Here is a 20,598-nt window from a genome sequence, read left to right on the forward strand (position 1 = left end):
CTACCGCAACTTCTGCGTTGTGAGCCGGGTGGCCTAGAGCTGCTGGTCGAACACCTTCGCCTTCCGAAGCGCGTCGTCGAAGCCGAAGCCCAGCACGCCCTCGTACTCCCAGACCTCCAGCCGATCGCCGGGATCCACACCATCGATGAGGAAGGTCGTCTCCGCGTCCTCGGTCGACTTCGAGACACCGGCGACGCCGCGGGCATCGTTCTCCCGGATCTCGGCGACGGGCTTCCCGCCGACCACGACCACGAAGCGCCGATCCGACTCGACGATCGCGTCCGGCAGGGTGACCAGAGCACGACCGTCCGAGATCGACGCCTTCACGAACGTCGGCTCCACCGGGGCGGGCGCGGGAGGCGCAGGCGGCGTGGCCGTCAGAACCTGGTCGAGCAGCTTCTCCTTGCGGTGGGCCGGATCGCGCGAGTCGTACCACGTGCCCTCGTACTCCCAGACCTCCAGGTGCTGACCGGGCGACACCGTGCTGAACTCGAACAGCTTGGCGTCACCCTCGCGCCACACCTTCACGGGCCCGTACGCCGCGTCGCCCTGGATCTCACCGAGGTCCCTTCCGCCGGTGGAGACCACCAGCCGCTTGTTCGTCCGGAGGACCTCATCGGGCACGGACAGCACGGCGTTCCCGTTCACCAGGGACACCGCCATGCCCGGCTTCTCGCCCACCTGCTGGTCGAACAGCTTCGCGATCCGCTTGACGTCCTCCACCCCGAAGTCGAACCCGGCTCCCTCGTACTCCGAGACCTCCACCCGGCTGCCGGGCTTCACACCGAGGAGCTGGATCCTCGTCCGGTCGCCGTCGATCCGCTTGCTGCCGAGGAACGCGGTCCGCCCGTCCTGGCCGCCGCCGATGAACGTCTTCCCGCCGTAGCTCTGACCGACCTCCACCCCGTCGGCCCGGAACACGAGCCTCCTCTCCGCCGCGATGACGGCGGTGGGCACGCTCACCACCGCGAAGCCGTCCACGAACGACGCCGTCAGTCCCGACTCGACCGGAGCGTCCGACGCTCGGAAGTCGGCCAGCTTCTTGATCCAGTGGGCGTCGTCGACGTCATCGCCCAGCGATCCCTCGAGCTGGAAGACCTCCAGCCGCTCACCCGCCTGCGCGGCACCGAACTCGATCTTCATCCGGCCGTCCAACGCGTAGTACGACGTCCCGCCGAGGACGACGCCGTTCTGGATCTGACCGAGGACCCTCTCCCCGGCGCGGACCATGAGCCACGTGTCCGACGAGGAGATCTCGCCGGGGAGGCTCACGATCACGTGACCGTTCACGAGGGACGCCGTCACAGCCGAGCTCGGCGCAGGAGCGGGCACGGCCGGCGCGGCCGCGGACCGGGAGGCCCCGACCCCGGCCGGGTCGGCCGGTGCCGCCGTCGCGGGCGTCGCCGACAGCAGCCCGACCAGTGCGGTCGCGGCGACGCAGGCCGCCAGGGTGCGCGTGCTTCTCATGGAATTCCTCTCTCACTGCGACCGGCGACGACGAAGCGGCGCCTTCTGGAGCGGCCCCGGCCGGTCACGAGGAGCCATTGTGTTCGAGGCGCACCGCACCCCTTCTCCCCCTGTCGCGCAGTGCGGGATGCCTGTCCCGACCCGCGAGCGCCGCGCCGCGCTCCGCTCCAGCGCGGCCCGCGCCGATCCCGCCCCCATCACCACGCAGAAGTTGCGGTAGTCGCACTCGACTACCGCAACTTCTGCGTACAGAACCACTTCTCGAGAGAGAGCAGCGCCGGCTACAGCGTCCCCTCGAACAGGACACGCTCCGGAGCGTCTTCATCGACACCGGACCCGTTGCCACCCTCCAGAGTGACCTTCACCTGGTCACCCGGATGCGCATCAGCCGCGAAGTACAGCCGGTGCCCCGAGTAGTAGGCGCCCGAGAGACCGGTGAGCTCGTCGTTCCAGACCGATCCGATCTTCACGCCGTTCACCGAGATCAACACCCGCGCCGTACTGGTAGCGACGTCCTCCGCCAAGGAGAAGACCGCTCGGCGGTCCTCGTACGACACCGTCACCACCGGAGCATCCTTCGCAGTACCGGGCCCCGCGACAGGACCGGGAGTCGGTGCCGCGGTCGAGACCGGAGCCGGCTGCCCGCCCGTCGGAGCCGCATCGCCGAGCTGCGCCGTGTACAGCCTCGTCCGGCGGAGGGTGTCATCGAACCCGTCGTCCAGCGACCCCGCGTACTCCGTGACCGCCATGCGATCGCCCGGCTTCACCCCGGGGATGTAGAGGACCGTCCGACCATCGACGACATCGGGGACCACCCTCACCACACCGCGAGTCCGCTTGTTCTGGATCTGAGCGACGGGCTTCCCCTCGACGATCACCACGAACCGCTTGTCCGTGCGGTAGAGGTCATCGGACACCGACACCAGCACCCCCTCGTCCGAGAGCGTCGCGATCACGAACGGCTGCTGCGCGATCGGCACCGCTCCGGGAGCGGCCTCGGTCGACGCGGGAGCGGCATCGCTGAGCTGCCCCGCGAAGAGCCTCGTCCGGCGGAGCGTGTCGTCGAACCCGTCGTCCAGCGACCCCACGTACTCCGTGACCGCCATGCGATCGCCGGGCTTCACCCCGGGGATGTGCAGGACCGTCCGACCATCGACGACATCAGGGACCACCCTCGTCACACCGCGCGTCTGCTTGCTCTGGATCTGAGCGACGGGCTTCCCCTCGACGATCACCACGATCCGCTTCTCCGACCGGTACAGGTCGTCGGACAGCGACACCAGCACCCCCTCGTCCGAGAGCGTCGCGATCACCGGCGTCGGCTGCGCGGACGGCGCCGCTCCCGGAGCGGGCTCGGCCGTCGGCGTGGGCGCGATGGTCGTCGGAGTCGGGGCCGGCTGACGCGGAACGGCCGTCGGCGTGGGCGCGATGGTCGTCGGAGTCGGGGTCGGCTCGGCCTGCGCCGGCGTCGCCGCCAGCAGGCCGAACAGGGTGGTCGCGGCGAGACAGGCCGCGGCAGCGCGCGTGTTCCTCATGGGTATCCCTTCGATGAAGGCGACCAGAGACGAAGGAGCGGAGCGCTTCGGGACGCCCGCGGCTGGTCGCGACGAGACATTCTCATCCGGCGAGACTCGCGGTCGCTCGGCCGTGGCGCGAGACACCTGTGCGGTCGACCGCGCCTGCTGCGGGCGTCAGGAGCGACCGGGATGCACGCCTCATCCGGCAGTCGCTCACAGTCGCCGCACATATCGCTGAGTATCGTTCGGAGCGACACGGTCGTTCGGAACGGCACACTCGGAAGACACTCGGAGGTCATCATGAAATACCAGTCCTCGACCGGCGCGTTCGGCGCCGGCAACCCCATCGACGGCATCTGGCAGGCGATGGAGCAGGCCCGCGCCGGCTTCGAGAAGCGGACAGGCAGCCGGGTCGGCCGCGGCGACGTCCGCGCCGCCGTCCTCGCGCTCCTCGCCGAGCAGCCGATGCACGGCTACCAGATCATCCACGAGATCGAGGAGCGCAGCGGCGGCAGCTGGAAGCCGAGCCCCGGCTCCGTCTACCCGACCCTCCAGCTGCTCGCCGACGAGGGCCTGATCGCCGCTGACGAGTCGAACGGCCGCAAGACCTACAGCCTCACCGACTCCGGCCGCGCGCAGGTCGCCGCGTCCGGCACCGATGCCCCGTGGTCCGAGTCCGACCAGGTCGACTTCGGCGCGCTGCCGAAGGCCGGCGTCGCACTCGCTCAGGCCGCCGCGCAGGTCGGCCGCTCGGGCACCCCGGCGCAGATCCGGCAGGCCGTCACCGAACTCGAGGACGTGCGCCGGCGCCTGTACGCGATCCTCGCGCAGGACTGACCCGGGTGGCGCCGGTCCGCCCGGGTCCCACGGACCCGGGCCGCCGAGCCCGCAGCGACCAGCGTCGCTACCGCCGCATCCTGCGGTTCGCCTCCTGGCACCTCGCGGTGACCTGGTTCTTCGATCTGCTGCTGCCCCGCATCGGGCTGACGGCGATCGCGTTGCGCACCCGCCCGCAGCGGATGCGGCGCTTCGCGCGCAGCTTCCACGTCCTGGCCGTCGATCTCGGCGGTCTGATGATCAAGGTGGGCCAGTTCATGTCGTCGCGCCTGGACGTCCTCCCGCCCGAGATCACCCGGGAGCTGGAGGGCCTCCAGGACGAGGTGCCGCCAGTCCCCTTCCCGCGGATCCGGGCCCTCGCCGAGGCCGAGCTGGGCATGACGCTCGCGCGCGCCTACGCAGACGTCGACGAGACACCGGTGGCCGCGGCCTCGCTCGGGCAGGCGCACCGCGCGCGGCTGTCGCCGGTGGACGCCGCCGACTCCGGGCACGAGAACGCCATCGTCAAGGTCCAGCGCCCCGGCATCGATGAGATCGTCGAGGTCGACCTCGCGGCGCTCCGGCGCATCGGCGGCTGGCTGACCCACGTGCGGCTCGTCTCCGACCGCGTCGACGCGCCCGCGCTCGTCGAGGAGTTCGCCGTCACGAGCCTCGAGGAGATCGACTACCTGCGCGAGGCGGCCAACTCGGTGCGCTTCGCCGCCGACTTCGCCGGCGACCCCCGCGTCGGCGTCCCGGACGTGATCTGGGAGCGCTCGACCCGCAAGGTGCTGACGCTGCAGGACGTCACCGCGATCAAGATCACCGACGCGGAGGGCCTGGCGGCCGCCGGCATCGACCCGCGCGACGTCGCCCCGGTGTTCGCCGCGGTCATGTTCGACCAGCTCTTCACCAGCGGCTGGTTCCACGCCGACCCGCACCCGGGCAACGTCTTCGTCACCCTGACCCCCGGCGGCGATCTGCCCTGGCGGCTGACCTTCATCGACTTCGGGATGATGGGCGAGGTGCCGTCGTCGACGCGAGCGGGCCTGCGGGCGATGCTGATCGCCGCCGCCTCGCGCGACGGCAAGGGCCTCGTCGATGCGGCGCGCAACGTCGGCGTGCTGCTCCCCTCCGCCGACTCCCGCGAGCTCGAGCGGGCGATGACGCAGCTGTTCGCGCGCTTCGGCGGCATGGGCTTCGCGGAGCTGCGCGAAGTCGACCCGCGCGAGTTCCGCGACTTCGCGATCCAGTTCGGCGACGTGGTGCGCTCGCTGCCGTTCCAGCTGCCCGAGAACTTCCTGCTCATCATCCGGGCCATGTCTCTGACGTCCGGAGTCTGCAGCGCGCTCGATCCGTCGTTCAACCTCTGGGACTCGGTCGAGCCCTACGCGCAGCAGCTGATCCGCGAGGAGCGCGGCAACGTCGCGCAGGACGTCGGCCGGCAGGCGCTCGACACCCTCGGGCTCCTGGTGCGGTTGCCACGGCGCCTGGACGAGCTCGCGACGACCCTCGAGGACGGGACCCTCGCGGTCACCGTGCCGACGGTCGAACGCCGGCTGAACCGGCTCGAGGGGACGGTCCGGCGGGTCGTCTCGGCGGTGCTCTTCGCCGGGCTGCTCATCGCGGGCGCGGTTGTCCGCGCCGATGACACGGTGTTCGGCACGGTGCTGATGGCGGTGTCGGTGCTGCCGCTGCTGCACGCGCTGTTCTCGCGCTCGCGACTGCTCTGACCCCGTCGGCGACTGACCGGTTCCCGCCAGGTCATCGGTCTCCGCCGATCAGTGGAGAGTCGGGCGATCGAGGTCCACGGTGGAACCACGGTCACCCACCACCGGGCGCCCGATCAGGTCCGAGGAAGGGAGCCGTCATGATCTTCGCGTTGATCGCCTATCTCATCTCGATCTTCGACTAGTCCCGCCGCATCGGCCGCGGCCACCCGGACACTCAGGGGTGACCGCGACCACGACGGGGCACGTGGATCTCACCACCGTGGATCCCGCCACCGCGGACCGGAGCACCACGGACTGGAGCACCACGGACCGGAGCACCACGGAGGAGTCCCGGGATCGTCGACCGTCAGCGCTCCGACCCGGGCGTGCTCAGCCGCTCCTCCAGCAGGCTGTACTGGCCGAAGCGGGAGCCGATCGGCTCGCCCGGACGGCCTCCGATCACCGCGACCCGCACCTCGTCGCCGGGCTTCGCGGGCCCCATCCTCATGAAGATCCGATCGCCCGCGGACCAGCGGTGCGCGTAATAGGCGGTGCCGCAGTAGGTCTCGCCGATGTACTCGTCGTTCACCAGGACGACGATCCGGGTGCGCGTCCGGAAGAGCCCGGCCGACACGTCGATCACGACGTCAGTACCGTCCAGGTGGGCCTTGACGGTGGTATCCGCCTTGTAGACGGAGTGGTTCGTGGTGCAGAGGGTCGAGTCCGTCGCCGTCCCGCCCGTGTCGTCCGCTGCTGTCGCCGGGGGCGCGGACGCGAGGCCGAGGAGTACTGCGGCGATCACGCCGATGGTCGTGGTGCGGATGAGCTTCATCGTGTTCCTTTCGCTCGGACTCTCGGCCGACCGAGGAGGACGGCGGTCTCCCCTCGGCCGTGACGAGGGAGGGTCGTCCGATCCTCGTGGAGTGAGCGGTGAAGGACGTCATCGCTGTCGCGGACTGAGGCGGATGGCACGGAGCCTGCCGTCGGCGGCCTCTCGACAAGGAGCGATTCCGCCGCCCAGGACGACGAGCGCCATCGAGTTGAACCCGCGGCCGAGCATCGGTGACAGTGGGCGCCGGTCCCCGTGACCGATCCGTCCGTCCGACACCGCGACAGGAGACAGCCGTGTCGCTCAACGCCCTCGTCGCCATCGTCATCGCCTTCTTCGGCTCGCTCTAGCGAGTCGACGGCGGGGACGAGCCGCTCCCGCGCGAGCGGGCCGCTCCTCGCCACCGAGAGGCAGACCCCCGCCGTCCCGGCGACCCGTCCCGCCCGACCCGATGAGAGGAGCCGACGTGGCCTTCTTCCTGCTGATGTTCAGCTGGCTGTTCCCCAGCTGACGTGGCGCTCCCCTGACCGCAGGGTTCAGGGACGACGACCACGACACGACGGGCAGGGGGAGGCGGTTCTCCATTCCCGCCTCCTCCTGCCTCCTTCCGGCCCTCGACTGCGCTTCGGCTCGTCGGGCGCGGACTCACGCGAGGACGATCACCTTGCCGGTGATGCGGCCCCCGGCCGACTCGGCGTGGATCGCCGGCAGCTCGGCCAGCGGTACCCGGCGGGTGACCTCCACGGTCAGCTCCCCCGCATCGACGAGGGCGACGAGCTGCGCGAGGCGCTCGCGGTCCGGGAGCACGAACACCGTCGCCGCTCGGACGCCGCGGCTGTCGTCGCCGGGCGTGGTCAGGAATGCCGTCGTGCTGACGACGGCCCCGCCGTCGCGCACCGCGGCGACCGAGGCGGCGAACCGCTCCCGCTCGAGCGGAGCCAGGTTGAGCAGCACGTCCACCTGCTCGCCGAGAGCCGCGAGGACGTCGGTCGCCGTGTGATCGATGATCTCGTCGGCGCCCGCCGACCGGACGGCGTCGATGCTGCGCGGACTCGCCGTCGCGATCACGTGCACGCCGGCGCGCTTCGCGAGCTGCACGGCGTACTTCCCGACCACTCCGCCCGCGCCGATGATGAGGACCCGCTGACCGGCGACGAGCCGGCCGTCGTCGAACAGCGCCTGCCAGGCGGTGAGCGCCACCGAGGGCAGCGCAGCCGCGTCGGCGAGCGGGAGGCTCGTCGGAGCGGCGACCACGGCCTCGGCCGGCGCCAGCACGAACTCGGCGGCGCCGCCGTCGCGCTCCATCGGCAGGAACGCGAGGACCGCATCGCCGACCGCGACTCCCTCGACCCCGTCGCCGACCGCGTCGACGGTGCCCGACACGTCGTACCCGGGGACGTGCGGGAGCTCGACCGGGATCGGCAGGAAGCCGGCCCGCATGCCGGCGTCGGCCGCGTTGAAGGCCGACGCCGCCACGCGGAGCCGCACCTGCCCGGTGCCGGGAGCCGGGACCGGGATCTCCTCCTGGACGAGGACCTCGGGCCCGCCCACCTCGTGGAATCGCACTGCCTGCATGATCGTCTCCCTCACCTCATTGCTTCCAATTCGAAGCACTGGGGAGACGGTAACACTGCTTTGAATTCGAAGCAATAGTAGGATCGAGAACATGACGGACGCCCTCACCCCGACCCAGCTCTCGGCCTACCTGGCCTTCACCGAGGTCGGCAGCCTGCTGCGGCCGGCGGTCGAGCAGCAGCTGCGCGAGGCGGGCGATCTGAGCTACCTCCAGTTCCAGCTGCTGGCGCGCTTGGGCGACGCTCCGGACGGCCGGCAGCGGATGACCGACCTCGCCGACGGCGTCGTGCACAGCCGCAGCGGCCTCACCTACCAGGCGCAGCTGCTCGAGCAGCGAGGGCTCGTCACCCGCTCGCCGTCGCCGGACGACGAGCGCAGCACCGTCGTCGCGCTGACCGCCGCGGGGCGGGAGGTCCTCCGGGCCGTGTTCCCCGGGCATATCGAGACCGTGCACGGGCTGCTGTTCGCCCCCCTCACCGACGCCGACGCCGGCGAGCTCGCGCGCATCCTCGGGCGGGTCGGCGAGCACCTGCGGGCGGCGCCGCCGAGGTCGGCGCGACGACGACGGACGAAGCCCGCCGACGGCTCCGCACCGACCGGACCCCGAGAGGCCTAGAGCAGGCCGGTGAGCACGCCGCCGTCCGCACGCAGGGCTGCGCCGTTGGTGGCGGAGGCGCGCGGGCTGGCCAGGTAGGTCACGAGCGAGGCGATCTCGTCCGGCTCGAGGAAGCGCTCGACGAGCGAGGTCGTGTTGCCGCCGATGATCGCGGCCCGGAGGGCGTCCACCGGCACGCCCTGGGCGGCGGCGACGCCCTCGACGCTGCCCGCGACGCCGTCGGACCAGGTCGGGCCGCCGAGGACCGAGTTGACCGTGACTCCGGTGCCGCGGGTCAGCTTGGCCAGGCCGTTGCCGAAGGCGAGCATCCCCGCCTTGGTCACTCCGTAGTGCGTCATGTCGCCCGGCACGTTCACGCCGGACTCGCTGCTGACGAAGACGATGCGGCCCCAGCCCGCCTCGAGCATCGGGTCGAGGACGTGCCGGGACAGGCGGACGCCGCTCATCACGTTGACCGTGAAGTAGCGCAGCCACTGCTCGTCGGTGATCGCCGCGAAGGGCGCGACCTCGAAGAGCCCGACGTTGTTGACCAGGACGTCCACCCGGCCGAGGCGCTTCAGAAGGCGGTCCACGGACTCCGCATCGGCGAAGTCGGCGGCGAGGCCGGAGACGACGGCGCCGGGGACCTGCGCGTCGAGACCCTCGACCGCCGCTCGGACACCGGCGTCGGTGCGGCCGTTCACGACGACCTCGACGCCCTCCCGCAGCAGCGCAAGAGCGATGGCGCGGCCGATGCCCTGCGTCGAACCGCTCACGAACGCGCGCTTCCCTGTCAGTTCCAGATCCATCCCGGTCGTCTCCCTCGTCTGCCGCAGGCGATTGCTTGCCTGGGAAACTGTAGCCGGTTCACTTTCCTGGTCAAGTGAGTCGGCGGTACGCTGATGAGGTGACCGGCCCTGATCCCGCCCCGCTGAGCGGCGACGACCTCGCCGCCTGGAGCGCGCTCGCGACCGTGCTCGAGTGGCTCCCGGCGACGCTCGACGCGCAGCTGCTGCGCGACTCCGGCCTGAGTCACTTCGAGTACGGCGTCCTCTACGCCCTCGCGACCGCGCCGGAGCGGACCCTGCGGATGAGCGCACTGGCGGGCTTCGCGAACAGCTCGCTGTCGCGGCTGTCGCGCGCGGTCTCGCGGCTGGAGGCGCGCGGCTGGGTGGAGCGGCGACCCGATCCCGGGGACGGGCGCACGACCCTCGCGACACTGACCGCTACCGGTGCCGCCCAGCAGGAGCAGGCGGCGCCCGGCCACGAGACCCTGGTCCGCGCCGTCGTCCTCGATCCGCTCAGTGCACGGCAGCGCCGGGAGCTGCAGGCGATCGCGGCGACCATCGCGGGGGCCATCCGCCCGGACGGCTCCTGGACGGCGCCGCCGGAGGACCGCGCCGCGCGGTGACCCGGCGCGGCGCGGCCCTCCTCAGGCGCTACCGGACCACGCGAAGGTGTAGCCGGGGAGGCGGAAGTAGCTCGACCGCTCCCAGTAGACGTGAGGATCCCCTGCGGGCATCTCACCGGGTTAGCTCCTCTCGGCGACGATAGCGCCGGACGCGGCGTGCACCTGGATGTCGACGTCCCGCGCATCACCCGGAATCACGGCCCTCCAGGACGGGCCTCCGGGCTGCACGAGAGGAGAGACCTCTTCGACGAACTCGCCCGAGCCCGCCTGGTAGCGGATCTCGAGGGAGGCGGCGAGCGGTGCGCCGTCGTTGTTCGAGAAGGTGAGGTCCCGCGCGGGCGCGGGAGTCTCGGATCCCTCGACGATTCGGTAGGAGACCGTCCTGTCCTCGGTCTGGACGAGCTCGTAGCCGGGCACGGAGAGGGGCTGCGCCGTCCGCGCTCCGGGGGAGGAGATCTCCTGTGCGATCGAGGCAGCGGCGGCGGCGACGGCCGTCGCGTCGGCGTTCCCGGACGCGAGAGACGCCGCGGCGGCGACGGCCGCGGCGTCAGCGTTCCCGACCGGCGCCGCCATCGCCGGCGACACCGCCGTCACACCCACGAGCACCGCCGCAGCCGCACCGATCGTCATCGTCTTCCAGAGTTCCATCGTGATCCCTTCCGTCGCCGCGAGCAGTGGCGGAAGGGCCCGGGTCACCGGGTCACCGCTCGCGGACCGTGAAGAGGTCATTGTTCTCGTCCAGGCGCGAAAGCCGGGGCTTCCCGTCAGAGAACGATCGCGCTGGCACGGGACGTGCAGAACGGCGTCGATCAGGGACGTCGGACGAGGCCCGGCCGGGGCCGCTCCGAGCGCCGGATCAGCTCACGACGATGCGGATGAAGACGGTCGCCTCGCCGTCGGAGGCGTTCGCGTAGGCGTAGTGCCGGGCGGTCGAGAAGGCGATGTGCTGGCCGAGGGCGAGCCGGACGTCCGGCTCGCCCTCGCGCTCGAGCAGGAGCGCGCCCGCGGTGACGAGGAGGATCTCGTGCCAGCCGTCGGGGTCGGGTTGCGCCCGGTAGCGGTCGCCGGGGCCGAGGGTCCAGGTCCAGAGCTGCGCCTCGGCGCGGGCCGGGACGGACGCGAGCAGGACGGCGACGCTCGCCGCGTCGTCGCCGCGCCAGGCCACCTCGTCGATCGCGGCGGGAACGGAGCCGGGAGCGGAGACGAGGGCGGTGAAGCTGGAGCCGAGCGCGCTTGCGAGGCGGTCGACGCCGGTGAGGCTGATGTTCGCCTCGCCCGCCTCGACGTTGACGATCGTGCGCCGGCTGATGCCGGAGAGCTCGGCGAGCGCCGCCTGACTCAGCCCGGCCTCCAGCCGCGCCCGGCGGAGGTTGCTGCCGACGTGAGCGAGGACGGCGGAGGGCTCTGGCGTGCGCATCGTTCTGCACTCTATAGTGTGCAGAATGCTGCGCACCTCCCCTCTCTCGGCCGTCCGGTTCTCGCGACCCGAGTGGGCGCTGATCGGCATCACGGCGCTCTGGGGCGGCACCTTCCTGGCGGTGCACGTGGCGATGCAGCACAGCGGTCCGCTCTTCTTCGTCGGGGTGCGGTTCCTGGCGGCGGGAGTGATCAGCGCGGTGGTCTTCCACCGGTCGCTGCGCGGGATGCGGCGGATCGACCTCGGGGCGGGGGCGGCGATCGGGGTGATGATCGTCCTCGGCTACGGGCTGCAGACCTACGGACTGCAGACGATCCCGAGCAGCACCTCCGCCTTCCTCACCGCGCTGTACGTGCCGCTGGTGCCGCTGCTGCAGTGGGTCGTGCTGCGGAAGCGGCCCGGCGTCTTCACGCTGGTCGGCGTCGGTCTGGCGTTCGCCGGACTGCTGCTGATCGCGGGGCCGCAGACCGGAGTGGGGCTGGGCCCGGGCGAGCTGGCGACACTGATCAGCACCCTTCCGATCGCCGCCGAGATCATCCTGATCAGCGCGTTCGCCGGCCGGGTCGACCTGGGGCGGGTGACGGTCGTGCAGCTCCTGGTGGCGGGAGGCCTCTCGTTCGCCGGCATGCCCTTCGCGGGAGAGGCGATCCCCGCGTTCTCCTGGGTCTGGCTGATCGCCGCGCTCGCCCTGGGCGCCAGCAGCTGCCTCATCCAGCTGACGATGAACTGGGCCCAGCGCTCCGTCTCGCCGACCCGCGCGACGATCATCTACTCCGCCGAGCCGGTCTGGGGCGGGGTGATCGGGCGGCTCGCGGGCGACCGGCTGCCGGCGCTCGCGCTGGTAGGGGCCGCGCTGATCGTGGCGGGGACGCTGGTGAGCGAGCTGCGGCCGCGGCGGGCGAGCGGGGACGCGGCGGAGGGTGGCGCGCCGGACGGCGCTATGAACACGCCGGACGCCGCCGCGTCCGCCGGCTGATCCGGAGCGCTCCTCCGGCACGAGGGACCGGCTCGGGCTCGCGGGAACCGGCCCGGACGACGAGCCGGAGGTGAGAACACGAGCCGGAGGTGAGAACACGAGCCCGCGCGACCACCTCCGGCACGTGGGCTCGGTGCCGACCCGCCGCTCAGTAGGCGAACTGCCACATGTAGCGGCGGCCCTCCAGGGCGTAGCCGCGCGCCGCCGCCCAGTGCGCGGCGAGGCGCGACACGAGCGTCGAGAACACCAGCGGGGCGACGAAGGCGCGCTGATCGGCGGCCACGCCCGGCAGCTCGATCGACCGCGAATCGACGGTGTGGGTCGTTCCGCTGTACTGGTCGAGGAAGGTCTGCGCTCGCTCGCCCATCGGCCTCGTCGCGTCCTCGGCGAGGAAGAGGATGCTCTGCGTCGCGGCGTCGAAGACCTCGAACGGGCCCTGGAAGAACTCGTCCGCATTGATGGTCGCGGCGTGCATCCACTGCATCTCCTGCAGGTAGCAGGTCGTGAAGGTCTGGCCCGGGCCCATGAGCGAGCCGGAGGTGATCAGGTACGTGACCTGCACGTCCTTCAGCGCCTCCGCCATCGTCCGCGCCCGCGGCTCGAACGCCTCGACGGCGGCGACCATCGCTGCCGGGAGTGCCCGCAGAGCGGCGAGACGCTCCTCGACGTCGACGCCGTCGCGGCGGAGGACGGCGAGCGCGAGGAGCTGCAGGACGACCTGCGTGCCCTGCCCCGTCCGGGCGACGAACGCGGTGTCGAGCGCCACCGCCAGGGGTCCCTCCGCCTTGAGCGTCACGCCGGCGACGGCCGCGCCGCGCTGCTGCGCCCACTCCCCGGCGCGCACCGTCTCGGGTGTCTCGCCGGTGCCCGACAGCACGATCACGAGGGCACCCGGCCCGACGGACGCCGGCGCACGGTGGAAGAACTCGTCGGAGTTGTAGGACGCCGCCGGCGTGATGGCCGCCGAGTCCAGGAGGTACTGCGCGGCCTGGACGCCCATCAGTGAGCCGCCTGCGCCGACGAGCAGCACGCGGTCCACGGCGGGAAGAGTGGAGACGAAGCGGTCGATCGCCGGCCAGAGCGACAGCGCGTGCTCGATCGAGGGGGCGATGTCGTCGGGGACGGGGGCGACGGGGCCGGAGCCCAGGTAGGTGCCATCGGTCATGGGAGTTCTCCTTGTCGAGGGGTCTGGTCAGGGAGCGGGCGTGCCCGCGTGCTCGGTGATGTCGATCGGCGCGCCGTAGCCGAAGGCGCCGTGCTCGGTGCAGGTGAAGGCGGCGGCGACGGAGGCGGCCGCCATCAGCTCGTCCAGCGGCTCACCCCGCAGCAGGCCGATCAGAGTGCGGGCGATGAAGGTGTCGCCGGCGCCGAGGGTGTCCACGACGCGGGTCGCGACCGGAGTGCTGGTCGCGCGCTCGGTGCCGTCGGAGAGCAGGGCGCCGCGCTCACCGCGGGTGACCAGCACCCAGACGGCGCCCGCCGAGAGTGCGGCAGCGAGGAGCCCCTCGACCTCCTCGTCGCTCCGGCCACCGGCCGAGAACGACGCGAGGAAGCAGTGCCGGGCGACCGGCGCGACGGCCGCGGGATCGACGTCGGAGGAGAAGTCGTAGGAGATCCGGGTGCGCTCGGCGAAGGCCGACAGGTGCTCGTCGAGGAAGCTCGAGACGCCGACGTGGAGCGCGTCGGCGTCGGCCACGGCCGCCAGATCGGCCTCGGACGGGGTGAAGAGCGAGACGCCCTTGCCGGAGTGCAGGAACACGCGGTCGCCGTCGACGAGGCCGATGCGGCAGTACGCCGTCCAGCCCTCCTCGGTGCGCAGACGGGAGACGTCGACGCCCTCGGCGACGAGCGACGAGCGGAGGAGGCGGCCCGCGGCGTCGTCCGCCACGGCGCCGATGTAGGTCGTGGCGATTCCCTCGCGGGCGGCGTAGACCGAGACGTTCACGCAGTTGCCGCCGGGGTACATCACGCCGTCGGCGGTGTAGCAGTCGACGACGTTGTCGCCGACCGCCACGATCCGCGGATCGGCGAGCGGGAGCGCGCGCATCAGGCCGGCACCGCGGGCGTGCGCACGGCGCCGAAGCGCGCGGCCCGGAACGGCTCGAGCAGCGGACTCGGCTGCCCGGTGAGCACCTCGAGGGCGATCAGCTCGCCGACGATCAGTCCCAGCGTCGCGCCGCTGTGAGTGAAGATCGCGTGCAGCCCCGGCACCTCGTCGATCCGCCCGAGCACCGGCTCTCCGTCGCCCGGGATCGGCTTGGGGCCGGCGGCGAAGGAGTCGAGCTCGAGTCGCGGGTTGCCCGCGAGGACGGCGGACGCCTCCTCGAGGAGCGTCGCGACCGTCTCGTCGCGGACCTGCCAGGTGCCGTCCGCGGCGACGACGACCTCGCGCTCCGACCAGCCGGAATCGAGGACGAGCGTGCCGCGCGGGGTGGGGCGGACCGCGACGCGGGGCGTGTTCAGCACGGCGCGCAGCGGGACGTCGACGGGCTTGGTGATGACGAGCAGCGAGATCGGGGTCTGCTCGGGCAGCTCGATGCCGAACTCGGCGAGCCCGCGTGGGACGGCCGGGCCGGTGGCGAGGACCACGTGGTCGGCGGGCAGGCGCTCTCCCGCGGCGGTCTCGGCTCCGACAGCCCGGCCGCGCTCGACGGCGACAGTGCTCGGCCCCGCGTTCTCCCGCAGCACCCCGCCCGAGGCGAGGAACTCGGCGAGCAGGTGCTCAGTGAGCATCGGCAGATCGACCCAGCCCTCGCCGGGGTTAAAGATCGCTCCCTCGCTGTGCACGGCCGCCGGATCGACGCCCGGGGTCCACGCCGCGATCTCCTCGGGCGAGAGCCACTCGGAGTCGTAGCCGATCGCCTTCTCGTGCTCGGCGCGCTCCAGGTAGGACCTTCCCGGCTTGGCCCAGCAGAGGCCGCCGTCGAAGCGGAGGTAGCGCGCGGCGCCGGGCGTCCGGGCGAGATGGGTGCGGTAGCGGTCGATCCCGGCGACGCGCAGCGCGTGGTACTCGGCGCTGCGGAATCCGGCCGAGTTGAGCCAGGAGAGCGAGCGGCCGCTGGCGCCGGAGGAGACGGCGGCCTCGGTGACGAGGGTGACCGCCGCGCCCCGCCGCGCGAGCTGAGCCGCGGTGGAGACGCCGAGCACCCCGGCGCCGATGACGACGACGGTGGGAGCGGAGGCGGTGGGTTCAGGCATGGCTGTTCTTTCTGTTGAGGAGCGGGCGCTGTTCAGGAGCGGGCGCTGCCGGTGAGCGGAGGCCGTCCCGGAGCGGGCGCTGTTCCGGGGCGGGCGCTGTTCCGGGGCGGGCGCTGTTCCGGGGCGGGCGCTGTTCCGGGGCGGGTGAGGAAGAAGAAGAGGAAGAAGAGGAAGAGGAGGAAGAGGAGGTGCGGACTCAGCGCGCGGCCGCGCGGATCCGCTCGATCAGGTCGAGGACGCGCACGGCGTCCTCGGGATCGACGGGCAGGGGCGCTCCGTCGAGAAGCGCATCGGCGAGGCCGGAGTAGAAGGCGGCGTACCGGCCGGGCAGCAGCGGCTGCTCCTCCACTGCGGCTCCGGCACCGAGGACGGCGGACGATCCGGCGACGCCGAACCCTTCGTCGGTCGGGAGCGCACCGGCCTTGAGCGCCGCCTCCTGCGGGTCGAGGCCCGAGCTGGTGAAGCCGGCCTCCGAGCCGAGCACGTGGAAGCGCGGGCCGGGGAGGGGTGCCACCGCGCTCATCCAGAGATGGGACAGCACTCCCCCGCGGTGACGGAGAGCGACGAAGACGTCGTCCTCCGCGCCGGCTCCCTCGCGACGGCGGGCCGTCTCGGCGTGCACCTCGTCCACCTCGCCGAAGAGCAGGAGCGCCTGGTCGAGCAGATGCGTGCCCAGATCGAGGAGGATCCCGCCGCCCTGCTCCGCGCTCGCGCGCGCCTTCCACTCCTTCGTCTCCACCGGCTTGAACCACTCGAAGCGCGACTCGAACCGACGCACCTCACCGAGCGCGCCCTGCTCGAGCAGCGCGCGCAGGGTCAGGAAGTCGCCGTCCCAGCGCCGGTTCTGGAACACGGTGAGCGGGACTCCGCGCGACCGGGCGCAGGCGAGCAGCTCTCGAGCCTCGGCGGCGGAGGCGGCGAGCGGCTTGTCGACGACCACGGCGATCCCGGCCTCGATCGCGCGAGTCGCGAGCTCGACATGCGAGGCCGGCGGCGATCCGATCACCACGAGATCGAGGTCGCGCGCGAGGAGTGCCCGAGCATCGGGCACCACCTCCACGCCGGGGTGCAGGGCACGGGCCTCGGCGGCACGGTCGGCGTGTCCGGTCGAGATCACGTCGAGCGAGTAGCGGGGCGACGTGCTGAGGAACGGGGCGTGGAACACCCTGCCCGAGGTGCCGAAGCCGATCACACCGGTGCGGATCGGGCCCTTCTCCGTGCCGACGGCGTTCCCACCGCCGCCGCCGCTCACAGCACCTCCGAGAGGAAGCGCTGCAGACGGGCGCTGCGGGGGGCGTCGAAGATCTGCTCCGGGGTGCCGACCTCCACGACCTTGCCCTCGTCCATGAAGACGACCTGGTCGGCGACCCGGCGGGCGAACTTCATCTCGTGGGTGACGACGAGCATCGTCATCCCGCGCCGGCCGAGTGCAGCGAGGAGGTTGAGCACGCCCTTCACCAGCTCGGGATCGAGGGCGCTGGTGACCTCGTCGAAGAGCATCACCTCGGGCGCCATCGCGAGAGCCCGGGCGATCGCCACCCGCTGCTGCTGCCCGCCGGACAGGTCCCGCGGCCGGTGGTCGGTGCGCTCTGCGAGGCCCACCTCGGCGAGCCGCTCGTGGGCGATGCGGTGCGCCTCCGCCTTCGGCAGTCCCTTCACGGTGCGCAGCGCGAGTGCCACGTTCTCGAGGGCGGTGTGATCGGGGAAGAGGTTGAAGTGCTGGAAGACGAGGCCGACCCGGCGGCGCAGGGCGTCGGGCTTGACCGCGAGGGCGCTCTCGCCGGCGATCAGGACGTCGCCGCTCTTCGGCTCGTGCAGCCGGTCGACACCCCGGAGCATCGTCGACTTGCCCGAGCCGGACGGGCCGATGACGCAGGTGGTGGTGCCGGCCGCGACCGTCAGGCTCACGCCGCGCAGCACCTCGACCGCGCCGTAGGCCATCGTCAGGTCGACCAGCTCGAGGCTGGAGCCCTCGTACACGTGGCCGTCGGCCACCGGGACGGGCGAGGTGTAGGTCATGTGTTGCTCCCGAGGGTGAGGGGGGTGGGCGAGACCTCTGCGACCTCGTCGAGACCGCTCTTGGGCGGCGCCGCCTTCCGGCGGCCGATGCGGAAGCGGTTGTCGAAGTGGTTGACGAGGTGGGTGAGCGGCACCGTGATGACGAGGTAGAACAGTCCCGCCATCACGAGCGGCGACAGGTTCCCGGTGAGCACGGCGGCGTCCTGCCCGACCCGGAACAGCTCGCGCTCGCTGACGAGGAGGCCGAGGAAGTAGACCAGGCTCGAGTCCTTGACGATCGCGATCGACTGGTTGACCAGGGCGGGAAGCACCCGGCGGACGCCCTGGGGCACGACGACCAGGCGCATGGCCTTGCCGTAGCTGAGCCCGAGCGCGCGGCACGCCTCGAGTTGACCGCGGTCCACGCTCTGGATGCCGGCGCGGAAGATCTCGCCGATGTAGGCGCTCGCGATCAGGCTCAGCGCGAGGATGCCGAGCGGGTAGGGGGACGGCCCGAAGATCTCGGCGCTCATCCGGGCGAAGCCCTGCCCGATCAGCAGGATCGTGAGGATCGCCGGCAGCCCGCGGAAGACGTCGGTGTAGACGCGGGCGGGGAACCGCAGCCAGCGCGAGGGCGAGATGCCCATCACGGCGACGATCATGCCGAGCACGATCCCGATCACGGTGGCGGCGATCGAGATGACGAGGGTGTTGACGAGTCCGGTCCCGAGCAACTGCGGGAAGACCGCGGCCATCGCGTCGAAGTCGAGGAAGGTCTGAGTGAGGGTGTCGAGCCAGTCCATGGTGCTCTCTCAAGAGGTCGGGGAGGAGCGCGGGGATGCGACCCCGCGCTCCTTCCGGTCACGGGGTGGGGGTGGGGGAGCTGGTCTGCTCGGCGCTCGGGAGGTACTGCTCGGGCATCGGGGAGCCCGGGAACCACTTCTGGTAGAGCTCCTTCCAGGTGCCGTCCTCCATCGCCTCGTGCAGGCCGTCGTCAAGGGCCTCGCGCAGCGCGTCGTTCCCCTTCGCGACCGCGAAGCCGGCCGGCGCGTCGAAGGAGGGGATGTCCTCCACGTCGACGAGGTCGTACTGCTCGATGTACGCCTTCGTCGACTCGTAATCGAGGAAGTGCGCCTGGATGGTTCCGTTGTTGAGCGCGGCGACGGCGGAGTTGTTGTCCGGGAAGCGGACGAGCTCGGCATCCGGGAAGTTCTTCACCGCGTAGGTCTCCTGCAGCGTGCCCTGCACGACGCCGAGGCGGGTGCCGCTGCCCAGGTCGTCCGCCGAGGTGATCCCGCTGTCCTTCGTGCTGAGCACGGTGAGATAGCCGGCAAGGTAGCCGTCGCTGAAGTCGACCGTCTTCTCGCGGTCCTCGGTGATGCCGATCGCGGCGACGCCCACGTCGTACTGCTTGTTGGCGACGGCGGCGAGCAGGCTCGAGAAGTCCTGTCCGGTGAAGACGACGTCGGTGATGCCCTCGCGCTCGGCGACATCGGTGAAGAGCTCGATGTCGAAGCCGCTGAAGGTTCCGTCGGCATCGGTGAAGGCGTAGGGCTTGATGTCCCCGACGCTCGCGACGCGGATCTGACCGGGGGTGATCAGCCCGTACGGGTTGTCGGCCGCCGAGTCCTCGCCCGAGCCGCCGCCGGCGCTGCAGGCGGAGAGGGTGAGCAGGGCCGCCGCCAGAGTGGCGATCGTGGCGGGGAGGGTGCGCTTCTTCATCGCTGTCCGTTCGTGGTGGGGGGCGGAGGGTGGAGGGGAAACGAGCGTTCTCTTAGGTGAGTCCGGTCTCAATCGGCTACGGTGAGACCGGACTCACTGAGGTGTGCTGAAAGCTACCCCGAGCAGTGAAAGTGTGTCAAGGCCGCAGGGCGACGACCGGAAGGGAGAGCGGATGAGCGACGGCTCCAGGCGCAAGCGCGAGGTGACGGTCGCCGACGTGGCACGGGAGGCGGGCGTCGGGAAGGCGACGGCGGCACGCGCGCTGGGCAACTACGGTGCCGTCAGCGAGAGCGTCCGCGATCGCGTCCTCGCCGCCGCGGAGCGCCTCGATTACCGCCCCAACGAGCTGGCCCGGAGCATGAACACGGGCAAGTCGAAGACGATCGGGGTGATCGTCGGCGACATCGAGAACGGCTACTTCGGTCTCGCGACGCGGGGAATCTCCGACGCAGTGACCGGCGCCGGCTACGACGTCGTCCTCATCAACACCTCCGAGGACGTGCAGGCGGAGGAGGACGCCGTCCGGGTGCTCCTCGACAAGCGCGTCGACGGCATGATCGTGGCTCCTGCATCGCTGTTCGAGACGCAGCATCTCCGGGACGTCCACGCTTCGGGGCGCCCCCTGGTGCTGCTCGACCGCCGGATCGACGACCTCCCCGTCCCCTCCGTCGGCGTCGCGATCGCCGCGGCGGCGGAGCAGGCGGCGGCAGCCCTCGTCGCAGCGGGCCACCGTCGGATCGCCTTCGTGACGGCGCTCGCACACCCCGGCGAATGGACGCCGGGCGAGCCTCTGCGGGTCTCCTCCGTCACCGAGCGCCTGGCGGGGATCGCGGCCGCTCTGATCTCGGCGGGCATCGCGCCCGACCGCGAGCTGATCGCGTTCGGCGCGAACGGGCTCGACGCCACGGGCGCGATCCTCGACGATCTTCTCGCCCTGGCCGAACCGCCGACGGCGATCCTCGCCTCCGACAGCCTGATCGCTCTCGACCTGCTCCGCGCCGGCCGCGCTCGCGGGCTCCGCATCCCGGAGGACCTCTCGTTCGTGATGTTCGACGACTTCCCCTGGGCCGAGCTCATCGATCCGCCGCTGTCGGTGGTCGCGCAGCCGATCTACGAAGTCGGACTGGCGGCCGGGCGGATGCTGCTGCGGCTGCTGAGCGGGCAGCAGGAGACCGGCGCCGAGGTGCTCGACGCGAGCTTCGTGGCGCGGGAGTCGGTGGGGCCGGTGCGCGCGCAGGGCGGGGCGACGTGACGGGCGGGGGCTCGGGCTGCCGATGACGCGAGCCGGAGGTGCGTCGCCAGCGACTCCGGCACGTGGAAGCCGCTCGGGCACGCCGGAAGCGGCGGTTCGCGCGAGCCGAAGGC

Annotated in this window: 20 protein-coding genes; 6 read left to right on the forward strand and 14 right to left on the reverse strand. The window is 71.8% G+C overall.

Translation table 11 applies throughout. The features are described from left to right. Nucleotides 1-33 precede the first annotated feature (33 nt). Together MT353_RS07985 and MT353_RS07990 are read right to left on the reverse strand one after the other, a co-directional pair. Complete coding sequence (locus MT353_RS07985; protein WP_243624054.1) at nt 34-1,467, reverse strand: hypothetical protein; 1,434 nt, start codon at nt 1,465-1,467, stop codon at nt 34-36. Nucleotides 1,468-1,748: 281 nt separating this feature from the next. After that, the gene (locus MT353_RS07990; RefSeq protein ID WP_243624055.1) at nt 1,749-3,002 is read right to left on the reverse strand and encodes a hypothetical protein; all 1,254 of its coding nucleotides are present in this window, start codon (nt 3,000-3,002) and stop codon (nt 1,749-1,751) included. Nucleotides 3,003-3,284: 282 nt separating this feature from the next. On the opposite strand from MT353_RS07990, the gene MT353_RS07995 reads away from it, so the two are divergent. Then, entirely contained in the window at nt 3,285-3,821 is a 537-nt protein-coding gene (locus MT353_RS07995) for a PadR family transcriptional regulator (protein WP_243600618.1), read from the forward strand. Nucleotides 3,822-3,826: 5 nt separating this feature from the next. Continuing rightward, nucleotides 3,827-5,533 (forward strand): AarF/ABC1/UbiB kinase family protein, encoded by a 1,707-nt coding sequence (locus MT353_RS08000; protein ID WP_243624056.1) that lies wholly within the window; start codon nt 3,827-3,829, stop codon nt 5,531-5,533. Nucleotides 5,534-5,879: 346 nt separating this feature from the next. Here the strand turns inward: MT353_RS08000 and MT353_RS08005 are convergent, their stop codons facing one another. Beyond that, nucleotides 5,880-6,344 carry a hypothetical protein gene (locus MT353_RS08005; protein WP_243624057.1) on the reverse strand — a complete coding sequence of 155 codons (465 nt, stop codon included), beginning with the start codon at nt 6,342-6,344 and terminating at the stop codon, nt 5,880-5,882. A gap of 642 nt (nt 6,345-6,986) precedes the next feature. Beyond that, a complete protein-coding gene (locus MT353_RS08010; protein ID WP_243624058.1) occupies nt 6,987-7,916 on the reverse strand; it encodes an NADP-dependent oxidoreductase in 930 nt (309 codons plus the stop codon). Between the two features lie 91 nt (nt 7,917-8,007). Here MT353_RS08010 and MT353_RS08015 point away from each other — a divergent pair, with 91 nt between their 5' ends. Then, complete coding sequence (locus MT353_RS08015) at nt 8,008-8,532, forward strand: MarR family winged helix-turn-helix transcriptional regulator (protein WP_243616131.1); 525 nt, start codon at nt 8,008-8,010, stop codon at nt 8,530-8,532. Here MT353_RS08015 and MT353_RS08020 read toward each other — a convergent pair. Beyond that, nucleotides 8,529-9,320, reverse strand: coding sequence for an SDR family NAD(P)-dependent oxidoreductase (locus MT353_RS08020; protein ID WP_243624059.1), 792 nt, complete (start codon nt 9,318-9,320; stop codon nt 8,529-8,531). The two genes, MT353_RS08015 and MT353_RS08020, sit on opposite strands and share 4 nt — an antisense overlap. Nucleotides 9,321-9,418: 98 nt before the next feature. Between MT353_RS08020 and MT353_RS08025 the strand changes: the two genes are divergently transcribed. Continuing rightward, nucleotides 9,419-9,922: a MarR family winged helix-turn-helix transcriptional regulator gene (locus MT353_RS08025; RefSeq protein ID WP_243600624.1), complete on the forward strand. Its 504-nt coding sequence runs from the start codon at nt 9,419-9,421 to the stop codon at nt 9,920-9,922. 120 nt (nt 9,923-10,042) lie between these two features. Here the strand turns inward: MT353_RS08025 and MT353_RS08030 are convergent, their stop codons facing one another. After that, complete coding sequence (locus MT353_RS08030) at nt 10,043-10,570, reverse strand: hypothetical protein (protein ID WP_243624060.1); 528 nt, start codon at nt 10,568-10,570, stop codon at nt 10,043-10,045. 208 nt (nt 10,571-10,778) lie between these two features. After that, complete coding sequence (locus MT353_RS08035; protein WP_243600626.1) at nt 10,779-11,339, reverse strand: XRE family transcriptional regulator; 561 nt, start codon at nt 11,337-11,339, stop codon at nt 10,779-10,781. Between the two features lie 25 nt (nt 11,340-11,364). Here MT353_RS08035 and MT353_RS08040 point away from each other — a divergent pair, with 25 nt between their 5' ends. Beyond that, nucleotides 11,365-12,315, forward strand: a complete 951-nt coding sequence (locus MT353_RS08040; RefSeq protein ID WP_243624061.1) for a DMT family transporter — start codon at nt 11,365-11,367, stop codon at nt 12,313-12,315. 148 nt (nt 12,316-12,463) lie between these two features. On the opposite strand, the gene MT353_RS08045 is transcribed toward MT353_RS08040, so the two are convergent. The 7 genes from MT353_RS08045 to MT353_RS08075 form a co-directional block, all read right to left on the reverse strand. After that, the gene (locus MT353_RS08045) at nt 12,464-13,480 is read right to left on the reverse strand and encodes an SIS domain-containing protein (RefSeq protein ID WP_243624062.1); all 1,017 of its coding nucleotides are present in this window, start codon (nt 13,478-13,480) and stop codon (nt 12,464-12,466) included. A 27-nt stretch (nt 13,481-13,507) separates the two neighbouring features. Then, the gene (locus tag MT353_RS08050) at nt 13,508-14,362 is read right to left on the reverse strand and encodes a PfkB family carbohydrate kinase (protein WP_243624063.1); all 855 of its coding nucleotides are present in this window, start codon (nt 14,360-14,362) and stop codon (nt 13,508-13,510) included. Beyond that, nucleotides 14,362-15,513, reverse strand: a complete 1,152-nt coding sequence (locus MT353_RS08055) for an FAD-binding oxidoreductase (protein WP_243624064.1) — start codon at nt 15,511-15,513, stop codon at nt 14,362-14,364. Before MT353_RS08055 ends, MT353_RS08050 begins: the two co-directional genes overlap by 1 nt. Nucleotides 15,514-15,709: 196 nt before the next feature. Then, nucleotides 15,710-16,765, reverse strand: a complete 1,056-nt coding sequence (locus tag MT353_RS08060; RefSeq protein WP_243624065.1) for a Gfo/Idh/MocA family oxidoreductase — start codon at nt 16,763-16,765, stop codon at nt 15,710-15,712. Beyond that, nucleotides 16,762-17,532 carry an amino acid ABC transporter ATP-binding protein gene (locus MT353_RS08065; RefSeq protein WP_243624066.1) on the reverse strand — a complete coding sequence of 257 codons (771 nt, stop codon included), beginning with the start codon at nt 17,530-17,532 and terminating at the stop codon, nt 16,762-16,764. The genes MT353_RS08060 and MT353_RS08065 overlap by 4 nt, the downstream gene beginning before the upstream one ends. Then, nucleotides 17,529-18,314 (reverse strand): amino acid ABC transporter permease, encoded by a 786-nt coding sequence (locus tag MT353_RS08070; protein ID WP_243624067.1) that lies wholly within the window; start codon nt 18,312-18,314, stop codon nt 17,529-17,531. Before MT353_RS08070 ends, MT353_RS08065 begins: the two co-directional genes overlap by 4 nt. 58 nt (nt 18,315-18,372) lie before the next feature. After that, complete coding sequence (locus MT353_RS08075; protein ID WP_243624068.1) at nt 18,373-19,233, reverse strand: ABC transporter substrate-binding protein; 861 nt, start codon at nt 19,231-19,233, stop codon at nt 18,373-18,375. 172 nt (nt 19,234-19,405) lie between these two features. On the opposite strand from MT353_RS08075, the gene MT353_RS08080 reads away from it, so the two are divergent. Then, the gene (locus tag MT353_RS08080) at nt 19,406-20,485 is read left to right on the forward strand and encodes a LacI family DNA-binding transcriptional regulator (protein ID WP_243624069.1); all 1,080 of its coding nucleotides are present in this window, start codon (nt 19,406-19,408) and stop codon (nt 20,483-20,485) included. Nucleotides 20,486-20,598 lie beyond the last annotated feature (113 nt).

The organism is Rathayibacter sp. VKM Ac-2927, assembly GCF_022815525.1.
Lineage (GTDB): Bacteria > Actinomycetota > Actinomycetes > Actinomycetales > Microbacteriaceae > Rathayibacter > Rathayibacter festucae.

What these genes read in the sequence shown, in the direction of transcription:
- MT353_RS08045 (WP_243624062.1), bottom strand. Translation starts at nt 13,480, where the DNA reads ATGACCGATGGCACCTACCTGGGCTCCGGCCCCGTCGCCCCCGTCCCC.
- MT353_RS07990 (WP_243624055.1), bottom strand. Translation starts at nt 3,002, where the DNA reads ATGAGGAACACGCGCGCTGCCGCGGCCTGTCTCGCCGCGACCACCCTG.
- MT353_RS08035 (WP_243600626.1), bottom strand. Translation starts at nt 11,339, where the DNA reads ATGCGCACGCCAGAGCCCTCCGCCGTCCTCGCTCACGTCGGCAGCAAC.
- MT353_RS08030 (WP_243624060.1), bottom strand. Translation starts at nt 10,570, where the DNA reads ATGGAACTCTGGAAGACGATGACGATCGGTGCGGCTGCGGCGGTGCTC.
- MT353_RS08020 (WP_243624059.1), bottom strand. Translation starts at nt 9,320, where the DNA reads ATGGATCTGGAACTGACAGGGAAGCGCGCGTTCGTGAGCGGTTCGACG.
- MT353_RS08015 (WP_243616131.1), top strand. Translation starts at nt 8,008, where the DNA reads ATGACGGACGCCCTCACCCCGACCCAGCTCTCGGCCTACCTGGCCTTC.
- MT353_RS08005 (WP_243624057.1), bottom strand. Translation starts at nt 6,344, where the DNA reads ATGAAGCTCATCCGCACCACGACCATCGGCGTGATCGCCGCAGTACTC.
- MT353_RS08075 (WP_243624068.1), bottom strand. Translation starts at nt 19,233, where the DNA reads ATGAAGAAGCGCACCCTCCCCGCCACGATCGCCACTCTGGCGGCGGCC.
- MT353_RS08065 (WP_243624066.1), bottom strand. Translation starts at nt 17,532, where the DNA reads ATGACCTACACCTCGCCCGTCCCGGTGGCCGACGGCCACGTGTACGAG.
- MT353_RS08070 (WP_243624067.1), bottom strand. Translation starts at nt 18,314, where the DNA reads ATGGACTGGCTCGACACCCTCACTCAGACCTTCCTCGACTTCGACGCG.
- MT353_RS08055 (WP_243624064.1), bottom strand. Translation starts at nt 15,513, where the DNA reads ATGCCTGAACCCACCGCCTCCGCTCCCACCGTCGTCGTCATCGGCGCC.
- MT353_RS08040 (WP_243624061.1), top strand. Translation starts at nt 11,365, where the DNA reads ATGCTGCGCACCTCCCCTCTCTCGGCCGTCCGGTTCTCGCGACCCGAG.
- MT353_RS08080 (WP_243624069.1), top strand. Translation starts at nt 19,406, where the DNA reads ATGAGCGACGGCTCCAGGCGCAAGCGCGAGGTGACGGTCGCCGACGTG.
- MT353_RS08010 (WP_243624058.1), bottom strand. Translation starts at nt 7,916, where the DNA reads ATGCAGGCAGTGCGATTCCACGAGGTGGGCGGGCCCGAGGTCCTCGTC.
- MT353_RS07995 (WP_243600618.1), top strand. Translation starts at nt 3,285, where the DNA reads ATGAAATACCAGTCCTCGACCGGCGCGTTCGGCGCCGGCAACCCCATC.
- MT353_RS08050 (WP_243624063.1), bottom strand. Translation starts at nt 14,362, where the DNA reads ATGCGCGCGCTCCCGCTCGCCGATCCGCGGATCGTGGCGGTCGGCGAC.
- MT353_RS07985 (WP_243624054.1), bottom strand. Translation starts at nt 1,467, where the DNA reads ATGAGAAGCACGCGCACCCTGGCGGCCTGCGTCGCCGCGACCGCACTG.